Here is an 11,732-nt window from a genome sequence, read left to right as displayed (position 1 = left end):
TCTTCCTCCTTTCATCCCCCCCTCCCCTCCCCCAATGCCCCTCCCCAAGGTCATTTTCTTTGATGCAGTTGGTACGCTGTTTGGTGTTCGCGGCAGTGTGGGTGCGGTGTATGCCGATCTGGCCAAGCGGTTTGGGGTGACGGTGGATGCAGCGGCGGTGGATCGGGCGTTTTTCAAAAGCTTTAAGGCAGCAACCCCGATGGCGTTTCCAGGAACCGACCCGACGGAGATTCCCGACCGCGAATATGCCTGGTGGTGGGCGATCGCCGCTGAGACGTTTCAAGAAGTTGGCGTGCTGAACCAGTTTGCGGATTTTTCTGCTTTCTTCAGTGCGCTTTACGACCACTTCGCTGCCGCAGACCCGTGGTTTGTCTATGCCGACACGCTGGCCACGCTAGATCAGTGGCGCGATCGCGGTGTGGAACTGGGTGTGCTGTCCAACTTTGACTCCCGGATTCACAGCGTGCTGGAAGCGCTGGATTTGGCCAGCTACTTCTCCTCAGTCACGATTTCCACCGAAGCAGGCGTATCCAAGCCAGATGCCCAAATCTTTCAACTGGCGCTGAAAAAGCACGACTGCCCGCCGGATGCCGCATGGCACGTCGGCGACAGTTTCAGAGAAGACTATGAAGGCGCGACGCGGGCGGGGCTGCGGGGCATCTGGCTGAAGCGGGAATAGCCCCTCTCCACATGGCTACATTGCGAGCTGTATGGCTGCTCCATCCAGTCGAAAATCCCAATCGAAAATCCCAAAAATCGCAAATCTAAAACCGAGAATCGCTCTTAGAGGATGTTTGAAAAGTCCTACTGTTTGTAGCAAAGCGTGCAAGATCCCCCTGAATCCCCCTTAAAAAGGAGGACTTTAAGGCGGTTTCCCCCCTTTTTAAGGGGGGCTAGGGGGGATCTCTGAGTGCTATAGCATTACAGGTGATACCTTTTCAAACTCGCTCTTAGAACCCTCTCTGTTGGGCAGAGTCTTCGTGTCTCTTGGCAGTGGCAACGGTCGTTGAGTAAGTTTCTACGTCTTTTTGGATAATATCCTCGACTTGGCTGGCGAAGAAGTCGAACGCCTCTTCATGGGTCGGGTATTGTGTGTATAGCCCGGTCAGTTGAGAAAACTGCCAGCCCTGTGTTTTCAGCGACTCTACGCTGCGGCGGTAGTGTCGCCAGCGCTCGCCGTACTTGAAAAATTCCTCGACTGCTGCACAGGCCGCAACCACTGTGCTGATGCCTACCGTAGACCAGCGGATAATGGCATCCGCCCTGCGGTTATCAACGTTATTCAGGCTCACCAGCACTGGCACCAGCACGCCGCCAATAATCGTGGTCAGCCGCAGCCGATAGTAGCGATCGCGTGCCCTGCCGGCCTTGTTCTCCATCCACAGCACCTGATCCAGCCAGCGCGATCGCAGGTAGTGCTGCTGGGCTTCGTCTAGCTCCAAGGTGTTAAACAAGCTCCCAAAGTCTTGCTTAAGCTGCTCGCGGTAGGGGTCTTTGCTAGCCATAATGCACCCTGGGTTGTGGAGCTAAAGTCCTCATGAGAGGATTTTACTCGATAAAATCTCGTGAATCACACAGGACAACTTTTCTGAGCTACGCAGATCGACGGCTTGCATCAGCCCCGATGCCACCAGTTTGCGGGCGCGTTCATCAGTGATTTTTCCAGCCAGCGCATCGGCCAGCGCGTCGGCGGTGCGGCCACTACCTGCCACAACGAGCAACGGACGGCCCTGCCCCACGTTGTGCGACGCATCACTCCAGGTGACTTCGCCGCCGTTGATCAGCACCGTCAGCGAAGGAAAACCATCGGACAGGGCGCTGGCCAGTCGAGCGATCCAGGCAGACTCGTCGCCCCAATAGCGACCAGGCACCAGCACAAAATGCGTATGGTTTGGCTCTAGATTGGCGGCATCAGGGTGGGACGCACGTCCCCCCGGCAAAATCGCCATCTGCTCTGGCGCAATGCCAATGAGCGGAAAGCTGCCGTGGGTGCGGCGACGCGCCTGCCCCATCATCCGCATAATGCCTGTGTCTGTGCCGCCATCAATCACGGCTGCACCGAGGGTTTCCGCTAGGGGCGCTAAAACTTTTACAAAGAGCGATCGCACTTGTGCCTGATCTTCGCGGCTAAGCTTGCCTGCGCCACCTACCACCACCAGCACAGGCCGCTTTTTGACTAAGCCCAACTGGTCAAGCACCAGAGGCAACTCGCGATCTGCCTCAGCCCGCAGAACAGCCGCCACAGCGCCATCTTCAAATTGGATATCGAAGCGGTTTTCCATCTTGTACACGCTTGAAATCATCGATGGCAGGCTCCGTGTTTACTATCGCACCTGGGAGTTCAAATGACTCCCTTTATTAATAGTTTTAGAAAACCCGGAAGGATAGAAGCCTCTGAAGATCTACGGAGATGAGGGGTTGAACCCCCTTGGTTGAAAACCTGAGTGGGTGTCTGGAGAGCAGCAGTTGCGCCAGAAAGATACAGAAGCGACCAGAAGCGACTTCCTCCAGTCACCTACAATAAAGATAAATACTTCTGGGCGATCGCCTCTTCAGGTAAAAACGAGTGACAACTATGGAACTGACAACCGACAACGTAGAAAAGGTGCTGGACGAACTGCGCCCTTACCTCATGTCCGATGGCGGTAATGTAGAACTGGTAGAACTGGACGGGCCCATCGTCAAGCTGCGGCTCCAGGGGGCTTGCGGCTCTTGCCCCAGCTCTGCAATGACGCTGAAGATGGGCATCGAGCGCAAGCTGCGCGAAAGCATTCCCGAAATTGTTGAAGTCGAACAGGTGTTGTAACACCTTGAATTAAAACCATAAAAAAATTCTGAAAATTTGCTACACCGCACCGATCCAGGTGTTGGTAGACTCTGAGGCAGGGACGATTCGGGTTCCCTGCCTTTTGCTTTCGCGCCGATTCGCCACCGCACATTACCGAACGTTACTAAACGTTACTGAACGTTGATATGCCCTACCCTCTCTACGTCGCCTTTATCTGGCATCAGCATCAGCCGCTCTACAAAAGCCGCACTGCCGGACAATATCGTTTGCCCTGGGTGCGATTGCACGGCACAAAGGATTACCTGGATTTGATCCTGATTTTGGAGCAATTTCCCAAGCTCCATCAAACGGTGAACCTGGTGCCTTCGCTGATGATGCAGATCGAAGACTATGTAGCGGGAACGGCGTTTGACCCGTACCTGACGCTGGCGCTATCCCCCGAAGACACCCTCGATCAAGAGCAGAAGCAGTTTATTATCGAGCATTTCTTCGATGGCAACCACCGCACGCTGATTGACCCGCATCCGCGCTACGCCGAACTGTATTATCAGCGGCAGGACAACGGGCGCGAGTGGTGCTTGGAACACTGGAGCTTGCAGGACTATAGCGACCTGCTGGCGTGGCATAACCTGGCGTGGATTGATCCGCTGTTTTGGGGCGATCCAGACATTTCACAGTGGCTAGAGCAAGGGCGCGGGTTTACCCTGAGCGATCGCCAGCGAATCTATTCCAAGCAAAAGGAAATCCTCAGCCACATTATTCCCCACCACCGCAAGATGCAGGAAACGGGGCAGCTTGAGGTGATCACCACGCCCTACACGCATCCCATCCTGCCTTTGCTGGCGGATACCAATGCGGGTCGGGTGGCCGTGCCCGATATGACCTTGCCCAACTTTCGCTTTCAGTGGCCTGAAGACATTCCCCGCCACCTGGCGCGGGCCAAGCAGATGTATTGGGAACGGTTTGGCTGCAAACCTCGCGGGCTGTGGCCGTCGGAGCAGTCGGTCAGTCCCGCAATTCTGCCGGAGGTGGCGGCGCAGGAGTTTGAATGGCTGGTGTCGGATGAAGCCGTGTTGGGCTGGACGCTGAAGCACTTTTTCCATCGCGACGGGCATGGCAACGTGCTGGAACCGGAAAAACTCTACCGCCCCTATCGCCTGGAAACGCCCAATGGGGATCTTTCGATTGTGTTCCGTGATCACCGTCTGTCTGACCTGATCGGCTTTACCTATGGCGTGATGGAGCCAGACGCGGCCGCAAACGACCTAGTGAGCCATCTAGAGGCGATCGCCCACACGCTGAAATCCCACCAGTCCGACGGCACAACGACCCTCGAACAGCCCTGGCTTGTCACCATTGCCCTGGATGGCGAAAACTGCTGGGAATACTACCCGCTCGACGGCAAGCCCTTTTTGGAAGCGCTGTATCAAAAGCTGAGCGACCACAGCGAAATCGAACTCGTTACCGTCGCTGAATTTCTTGACCAATTCCCCACGACAGAAACCCTGCCCGCCGATACACTACACAGCGGCTCCTGGGTAGACGGCAACTTCACGACCTGGATTGGCGACCCTGCCAAAAATCGCGCCTGGGATTTGCTGACTCAGGCTCGCGCTGTGCTGGCCGCCCATCCCGAAGCCACCGAAGAAACCAACCCTGAAGCCTGGGAAGCGCTCTACGCCGCCGAAGGATCTGACTGGTTCTGGTGGTTTGGCGAGGGGCACTCCTCCAATCAGGATGCCATGTTTGACCAGTTGTTTCGCGAACACCTGACAGCGCTGTATGTCGCCCTCAACGAACCCGTACCGCCAGACGTGCGCCGCCCTGTCGAAGACCACGCCCGCGCCCGCAGCCACGGCCCCGACAGCTTCATCAGCCCCATGATTGACGGCCGCGCCGACGAACAGGACTGGGACAAGGCGGGGCGCATCGAGGTCGGCGGCGCACGCGGCACCATGCACCGCAGCAGCAAGGTGCAACGCCTCTGGTATGGCGTAGATCATCTGAATTTTTACCTGCGGGTAGACTTTGCCAGCGGTACGCAGATCGGCGTGGACATTCCGCCAGAGCTACACCTGCTGTGGTTCTATCCCAATCGCACGATGCACAATAGCCCTGCACCACTGGCTGATCTGCCCGACGAAGCGCCGATGAACTATCTGTTCCACCATCATTTGGGGATCAACCTGCGGACGGGCGATCGCTGGCTGCAAGAAGCCAGTGACCACTTCCAGTGGCACAACTGCCCCACCCAGGCCCAGGTTGCCCTCGACACCTGCCTGGAGGTCGCTGTGCCCTGGGCCGACTTGCGCGACGTAGAACCCGACTGGGCCCTGCGCGTGGTGGTGTTTCTAGCAGACGAGGGCCGGTTTGTGGCAAACCTGCCGGAGAATGCCTTGATTCCGGTGCAAGTGCCGTAGTGAGAATTGGACGTGATGGAGGACATAGATAGGACTTACGCACTTGCGATTAAATCTTCTGGGTTTTGGACAATTTCTTGCGATCTGTGCCCGCGAGAAATCGTCCAACTGCGTAAGTCCTCATAGAGTGACAAAGTGACAGTGTGATGGGGGAGCGGAGTAGCACGGTAAATTGGAGTAACACGGTAAATTCACGGTAAATTGAGGAAGCGACTCCAACACTCCCTCGCGCCATCGCTCCAGCAATTCATCCACTTCATCAATGCCCAACACGATCGCCCTCATTGCCCACGACTCCAAAAAAGACGACATCGTTCAGTTTGCTCAGCGGCATCAGGCTATGCTGAGTCGGCATCGGCTGGTTGCCACGGGTACGACGGGGCAGCGCATTCAGGACGCAACGAGTCTGATGGTGGAGCGAATGCTGTCGGGGCCGCTAGGCGGCGACGCGCAGATCTCGGCGGAGGTATGTGAGGGCAAGGTGCTGGCGGTGATTTTTCTAGTCGATCCGCTCTATGCCCAGCCCCATGAGCCGGATATTCAGGCGCTCCTGCGGATTTGCAACGTTCACAATGTGCCGCTGGCGACGAATCTGGCAACGGCCGAGGCGATCGCCCTCCACCTCACCAAGATTCCCGTTGCTCATTTGGTCTTTAATCCCGCAGCAGGACGCGGCTCTCCAGACCAAGACCTGATGCTGATTCGCCAGTTGCTAGAGCCACACATGACGCTGCATGTGTACACCACATCGGAACAGGAAGACCCGGCGGACTATATCGAAGCGGCGATCGCCAGCCATCCCGATGTCATCATTGCAGCGGGCGGCGATGGCACCGTGTCAGCGGTGGCCAAGGCGCTGATTGGCACAGGGATTCCCCTGGGCGTGATTCCCAAAGGCACAGCTAATGCCTTCGCCACAGCGCTGGGTTTGCCCGGAGTGTTTCCCATTCGGAGTGCCTGTCAGGCGATCGCAGGCGGATACACCCGCACGGTCGATGTCGCCCGCTGCAACGGGCTGCCAATGATTTTGCTAGCAGGCGTGGGCTACGAAGCGCTAACCATCGAGCGCTCCAGTCGTGAACTCAAAGACCAGTGGGGCGTGCTGGCCTATTTGATGGCGGGCTGGGAAGCGATGGATCAGCAATCCCTCTTCGATGCTGAACTGGAAGCTGATGGACAGGTCTATTCTTTTCAGGCGCACGCCATTACCATCGCCAATGCAGCGCCGCCCACCTCCGTCTTGGCGCAGGGCGCAGGGCAAGTGGTATTCGATGACGGGCTGCTAGACGTGACGATCGCCTCGGCGCAGAACAAGATCCAGGGCATTGCCACCATGCTGCAAATCTTTGGAACGGCACTGGTCGGCGGCACTCCGCAGCGCCCCAATGTGGTGCATGGGCGCGTGTCTCGCCTGAAAGTGACCACTAATCCGCCGCAAAAAGTGGTTCTCGATGGCGAAATCATTGGCACCACGCCGATTGAAGTCGAAACAATTCCAAACGGTCTAACGGTGTTGGTGCCCAAACCTGGCTTCTTGAATGCGCTGTCTGGCTAGCAAACAGATTGTCTGGCTGGCAAGTAAGCTATTTGGCAAGCAAGGCGCGGACTTGAGCGGCGCTACATGGCGCTACATAGCGATATATGGCGATAGGCGATACATGGCGCTACGTGGCGCTATGTGGCGATAGACGATACATGGCGATAGGCGATACATGTGGCCATGCATGTAGCAATACAGCGATACATTTTGTGAATTACGCTTTGTTGCCCTAGCGACACAGAACCAGATCAACGGCGTAAGGTCAAAAATATGTCCATATCGAACAATATCGAACAGCTTTCAGGAGGACAGACCATGGCCGCGCAGATTCTGATGCTGGTGGGAGACTTTGTAGAAGATTACGAAGTCATGGTGCCCTTTCAGGCGTTGCAAATGATTGGGCACACGGTTCATGCCGTCTGCCCCAACAAAAAATCGGGGGAGTTTGTCCGCACGGCGGTTCACGATTTTGAAGGCGACCAAACCTATTCCGAAAAACCAGGACACCGCTTCACCCTCAATGCCACCTTTGCCGAGATAAATCCCGCCAGCTACGACGCGCTGGTGATTCCCGGCGGCCGCGCTCCAGAATACATCCGGCTGAATGCGGATGTCATCAACATCGTCCAGCATTTTGCCAATGCCAACAAACCCATTGCCGCCATCTGCCACGGGGCACAGCTTTTGGCTGCTGCTGGAGCCGTGCGTGGCAAACGCTGCTCGGCTTATCCTGCCTGCGGCCCAGAAGTGACTGCTGCGGGCGGTCAGTATGTTGACGTTCCCGTGACGGAGGCCGTCGTAGACGGCAATCTGGTAACGGCTCCTGCCTGGCCTGCCCATCCGCGCTGGCTGGCGGAGTTTCTCAAGGTGCTGGGCACTCGCATTGAACATGCAGAATTGCTGCGGGTGTAGTGCTTTGCGGTATTGAGTCGCAGCATTCTGATGAGATTTAGGAGATTTCACTGCTCAGGGGCGATCGCCTCTGAGCTATTTTGTCTCAGCTATTTTGTTTGAGCTAAGTAGCTAGCACAGGAAAAGTTATAAGATCGGTCAGTTGATTTTGAGTGCATCTAGGCCTGCGGCTCATCACATTGAACTGAGTGCCGAAGAAGACCGCACCTTGTACGAGTTGAGCTTGGCTGATGGGATTGCCCGTCGGATTAAGCTTAGAGTTATCACCTTGCGACTCAATGCCAGTGGTTGGACAACGCTACAGATTGCTCAACACCTCCATCAGTGTGAGCATACGGTGCGCCAAACCCTTCAACGGTGGAGCAAGGGTGGCCTCGGTGGGCTGTGGGAAGCAGCAGGGCGTGGGGGCAAAACCAAGTGGCAAAACACGGATATCGAAGCGGTTGAAACTTGACTGCAAGACCGGCGTAGCTACACCAGTGTGCAGTTGTGTGAACGCTTGGCTGCCGAGCGAGGTGTAGTCCTCAGTAGCAAGCAACTCGGACGTATCTTGAAAAAAAGGACTATGTTTGGAAACGCCTGAGGTACTGCCCTCCTGAGCCAAAATCGCCTCAGTTCCAGCAAGCCAAGCAAGCCGACTGGCAATTACTCAAAGCATGGGCAGTTGCCGGTGCGATTTGCCTGAAGTATTTGGATGGAAGCGGGTTTGAAGGCTGTAGTCCACTCAACTACTTAATCACTTTAGTTTGGACTAATGGTGAAGAGGAAGGCAGTCAATGAGAAGCACCGACTGCCGTAAGGTCAATGAAGTACAACCAACATTGACCCCATGATTTTCAACGAACTTCAGCAATTTCGCCAAACGTTGTATGCCAGCTTGGGAAACGCCAGAGATGCCCTGTTTGATCTGATGGATGCCGTGTTAGTGAGTGCGTGCATCGTGTCGTTTGTGAGGCTATCGCAGAGTCCTGTCTTTCGTCGCCAGTGGTCGAGCCCCTATGAAGCGTTGCGCGATAGCCGCCTACCCCGATCAAAGGTGCTGAAGCTGTTGGTGCAGCAGATACCGACTCAGCAGCAACCGTTGTTGGCAGGTGATGCGAGTCGGTGGAACCGTCCTGCTGCCAGGCGTTTGAAAGACCGCACCTTATCAGGCAGAACAGGACATGCCCCGATAGCCGGACAAAACTACAGTACCTTAGCCTGGATTGCTGAAGACAGGGGCAGTTGGGCATTACCATTGCGGCATGAGCGCATCACCAGCTTTGAAACACCCGCCAGTAAAGCGGCATTCCAACTCAAACAAGTGACTCGGCAGTTAGCGGTGCGTCCGTTGGCGATCTACGACCGAGGGTACGGCAATGCCAGTTTTGTCAACCAAACGGCAGGGATTGAGGCAGACTTGCTGCTGCGGGTTACATCCAATCGATGTGTCTATGGCGCGCCCCCAGCGTATCGAGGGCGAGGCGCACCTGCCAAGCATGGACATAAGATGAAACTCAATGACCCTGACACTTGGAGTGTCCCGGTCGAAACCGTTGAAGTCGATGATCCCAACTGGGGACGAGTGCGGGTCAGTCGTTGGAGTGCATACCATTTCCGCAAATCCCCAAACGGGCAATGGAAGTGTTGCGCGTGGAGGTGCTGGAGACACAGAGCAGCACGCGACGCTTGGCTCCTTTGTGGTTAGTTTGGCTGGGTGAGCAGATGCCTCCGTTAGAAACCCTGTGGTTGCACTACCTCCGTCGCTTTGCCATTGAACACTGGTATCGCTTTGCCAAGCAGAGGCTATATTGGACACATCCCCAGTTCAGTTCTGTATCGGCAACCGAACAGTGGAGCAGCCTGATGCCGTTGCTCAGTTGGCAGTTGTGGTTAGCGCGAAAGGACTGTACTGACCACCCCTTGCCCTGGCAGGCACCGCAAGAAACGTTGACTCCGGGTCGGGTCGCACAAGCGTTTGCAGGCATTTTGGCAGCGATTGGCACCCCTGCTCCTGCGCCTAAACCTCGTGGTAAATCGCCAGGACGAGGCAAGGGGCACAAGCCAACTCCTCGTCCCTGCTATCCGATGGTCAAAAAACGAGCCTCGAAACGCAAGACATCCGAACAATCCCTGAACAGTCCGGTTGCAACAGCAGCTTAACTGCGAGCAGGATTGTATCCAATTCCTTAAGTTCAACTGTTATGAACGGTTGAGCAGATTCTTTATGGCATCCTGTTGAGCATTATTGTGATGCCAGTTAGTCCAAACTAAAGTAATCAAGTGCGGCAAGTTTCGCTTGCCCAGCCAACGGCAGTGGTACCAGCCTGGATGGGAATGGAAAGTGTTTATCGTAGACGCAGGTGAAGTTGAAATTGAACGTCAAAAAAAACAGAAACGTGACTACAGTGGCAAGCAGAAGAGCCATACCCTGAAGGCGCAACTGTTGGTGGATTTTGAGAACGGGCAGGTGATTGCGACTGCAATCGACAAAGGCAAGACGCATGACTTCAAGCTGCTCAAACGAAGTCGCCTGCCCTGGGTATCGTCGCAGTTATGTTTAGCTGACCGCGGGTATCAAGGGTTTGCCAAGCGTCATGCTGGAGCTTGTACGCCCACCCAAAAGCCGCGCAACCAACCGTTAGCCGAGGACGAGAAGCAACACAATCGGGCATTAGCGAGACTGCGGGTGAAAGTAGAGCATGTGATTCGTCGCTTCAAGATCTTTCGCATCTTCTCAGGGCGCTATCGCAGCCGGAGACGACGCTTTGGCTTGCGCTTGAACTTGATTGCAGGGTTGCTCAACTACGAACTGGCACACGCTTCCTGATTCATGCAGGAGGTCTACTGTAACCCATCCGCTCGTCCGCTCGGCGCGTCATCACCCTAAAACCGCCGCGAAGATGATACGCTATCTCCGATTAATGGATTCTGCAAGTTTCAAACGAGGGCAGGGCAATGGCAAAGTTGCGGGTGGGGCTGCTGTTTGGTGGGTGTTCGGGTGAGCATGAGGTGTCGATTCGCTCGGCGCAGGCGATCGCCCGTGGACTGAGCGACCCCGCCAACGCAGACCGCTACGAGCTTGCGCCCGTGTATATCCAGAAAGACGGCCGCTGGCTGGCGGGAGAGTCTGCCATTCACGTTCTATCAGCGGGGGTGCCGCTGAAATTGGGCAGTTCGGACGCTCCGGCAGACCCGTCGGGCGAAACCAGCGCCCTGCAAGCGCCAACGGTGGCGGCGGTAGAACGCTGGCAATCGACGGCGCAGGTGAGCGGCGTGGACGTGTGGTTTCCCGTGCTGCACGGGCCTAACGGCGAAGACGGCACGGTGCAGGGAATGCTGACGCTGATGCAGGCTCCGTTTGTGGGGTCGGGGGTGCTGGGGTCGGCGCTGGGGATGGACAAGATCGCCATGAAAATGGCGTTTGCCCAGGCGGGGCTGCCGCAGGTGGGCTATAAGGTCGTGCGGCGATCGCAGGTCTATTCCAACCCCTGCATTTTTCCCAAGCTGTGTGATGAAATCGAAGCCGAACTAGGCTATCCCTGCTTTGTCAAGCCTGCTAACCTGGGGTCCTCCGTCGGCATTGCCAAGGCCCGCACCCGCGCCCAGCTTGAGGCCGCCCTAGACAGTGCCGCCAGCTACGATCGCCGCCTGATTGTGGAAGCGGCCGCGCCCTCACCCCGCGAACTGGAGTGCGCTGTGCTGGGCAATGACCATCCCCAGGCATCAGTTGTGGGCGAGATTACCTACAGCAGCGACTTTTACGACTACGAGACGAAATACACCGAAGGTCTGGCAGATCTGCACATCCCGGCAAACTTGCCAGAGGCGATCGCCCGCCAGATACAGGATATGTCGATTCGCGCCTTTGAAGCCGTAGACGCAGCTGGCCTAGCCCGGGTGGACTTTTTCTATTGCGAGTCTACGGGCGAGGTCTTCATCAACGAAATCAACACCATGCCCGGTTTCACCGCCACTAGCATGTATCCCATGCTCTGGGCCGCCAGCGGCGTGCCGTTCCCGGAACTAGTTAATCGGCTGGTGAAACTGGCGCTGGAGGAGCGATAGGGAGCCAGTGGTCAGGTGGTTATGC

The 11,732-nt window shown here is 56.3% G+C and carries 10 protein-coding genes and 1 pseudogene; 9 read left to right on the top strand and 2 right to left on the bottom strand.

Features of this window, described 5'->3' with window-relative positions; genetic code table 11:
* Positions 1-34: 34 nt before the first annotated feature.
* Positions 35-679: an HAD-IA family hydrolase gene (locus tag JTM80_RS05595; RefSeq protein ID WP_172357661.1), complete on the top strand. Its 645-nt coding sequence runs from the start codon at positions 35-37 to the stop codon at positions 677-679.
* 271 nt (positions 680-950) lie between these two features.
* On the opposite strand, the gene JTM80_RS05590 is transcribed toward JTM80_RS05595, so the two are convergent.
* On the bottom strand, positions 951-1,505 hold the full coding sequence (locus JTM80_RS05590; protein ID WP_172357663.1) for a DUF4231 domain-containing protein: 555 nt from the start codon (positions 1,503-1,505) through the stop codon (positions 951-953).
* A 30-nt stretch (positions 1,506-1,535) separates the two neighbouring features.
* Positions 1,536-2,303 carry a hypothetical protein gene (locus tag JTM80_RS05585; RefSeq protein ID WP_205370748.1) on the bottom strand — a complete coding sequence of 256 codons (768 nt, stop codon included), beginning with the start codon at positions 2,301-2,303 and terminating at the stop codon, positions 1,536-1,538.
* 272 nt (positions 2,304-2,575) lie between these two features.
* Between JTM80_RS05585 and JTM80_RS05580 the strand changes: the two genes are divergently transcribed.
* The 8 genes and pseudogenes from JTM80_RS05580 to JTM80_RS05545 all read left to right on the top strand — a co-directional run bounded on the left by JTM80_RS05580 (position 2,576) and on the right by JTM80_RS05545 (position 11,707).
* A complete protein-coding gene (locus tag JTM80_RS05580) occupies positions 2,576-2,806 on the top strand; it encodes a NifU family protein (protein ID WP_068511468.1) in 231 nt (76 codons plus the stop codon).
* Positions 2,807-2,973: 167 nt separating this feature from the next.
* Complete coding sequence (locus tag JTM80_RS05575) at positions 2,974-5,208, top strand: glycoside hydrolase (RefSeq protein WP_172357665.1); 2,235 nt, start codon at positions 2,974-2,976, stop codon at positions 5,206-5,208.
* 262 nt (positions 5,209-5,470) lie between these two features.
* Positions 5,471-6,763, top strand: coding sequence for a methylglyoxal synthase (gene mgsA / locus JTM80_RS05570; protein WP_172357667.1), 1,293 nt, complete (start codon positions 5,471-5,473; stop codon positions 6,761-6,763).
* 300 nt (positions 6,764-7,063) lie between these two features.
* A complete protein-coding gene (locus JTM80_RS05565; protein WP_172357669.1) occupies positions 7,064-7,660 on the top strand; it encodes a DJ-1/PfpI family protein in 597 nt (198 codons plus the stop codon).
* 148 nt (positions 7,661-7,808) lie between these two features.
* Positions 7,809-8,114 (top strand): helix-turn-helix domain-containing protein, encoded by a 306-nt coding sequence (locus JTM80_RS05560; protein ID WP_172357671.1) that lies wholly within the window; start codon positions 7,809-7,811, stop codon positions 8,112-8,114.
* A 375-nt stretch (positions 8,115-8,489) separates the two neighbouring features.
* A pseudogene (locus JTM80_RS05555) lies at positions 8,490-9,802 on the top strand (NF041680 family putative transposase).
* Positions 9,803-9,983: 181 nt separating this feature from the next.
* Positions 9,984-10,469 carry a transposase gene (locus JTM80_RS05550; RefSeq protein ID WP_172357673.1) on the top strand — a complete coding sequence of 162 codons (486 nt, stop codon included), beginning with the start codon at positions 9,984-9,986 and terminating at the stop codon, positions 10,467-10,469.
* Between the two features lie 128 nt (positions 10,470-10,597).
* Positions 10,598-11,707, top strand: coding sequence for a D-alanine--D-alanine ligase family protein (locus tag JTM80_RS05545; RefSeq protein ID WP_172357675.1), 1,110 nt, complete (start codon positions 10,598-10,600; stop codon positions 11,705-11,707).
* The last annotated feature ends 25 nt before the right edge of the window (positions 11,708-11,732 follow it).

Source organism: Thermoleptolyngbya sp. PKUAC-SCTB121, assembly GCF_016919485.1.
GTDB classification, from domain to species: Bacteria; Cyanobacteriota; Cyanobacteriia; order Elainellales; family Elainellaceae; genus Thermoleptolyngbya; species Thermoleptolyngbya sichuanensis.
The sequence above is the reverse complement of the archived record's forward strand: the minus strand, read 5'-3'. Positions and strand labels throughout refer to the sequence as shown.

Coding starts and splice junctions, on each gene's coding strand:
- JTM80_RS05595 (WP_172357661.1), top strand. CDS start 35: ATGCCCCTCCCCAAGGTCATTTTCTTTGATGCAGTTGGTACGCTGTTT.
- JTM80_RS05590 (WP_172357663.1), bottom strand. CDS start 1,505: ATGGCTAGCAAAGACCCCTACCGCGAGCAGCTTAAGCAAGACTTTGGG.
- JTM80_RS05585 (WP_205370748.1), bottom strand. CDS start 2,303: ATGATTTCAAGCGTGTACAAGATGGAAAACCGCTTCGATATCCAATTT.
- JTM80_RS05580 (WP_068511468.1), top strand. CDS start 2,576: ATGGAACTGACAACCGACAACGTAGAAAAGGTGCTGGACGAACTGCGC.
- JTM80_RS05575 (WP_172357665.1), top strand. CDS start 2,974: ATGCCCTACCCTCTCTACGTCGCCTTTATCTGGCATCAGCATCAGCCG.
- mgsA (WP_172357667.1), top strand. CDS start 5,471: ATGCCCAACACGATCGCCCTCATTGCCCACGACTCCAAAAAAGACGAC.
- JTM80_RS05565 (WP_172357669.1), top strand. CDS start 7,064: ATGGCCGCGCAGATTCTGATGCTGGTGGGAGACTTTGTAGAAGATTAC.
- JTM80_RS05545 (WP_172357675.1), top strand. CDS start 10,598: ATGGCAAAGTTGCGGGTGGGGCTGCTGTTTGGTGGGTGTTCGGGTGAG.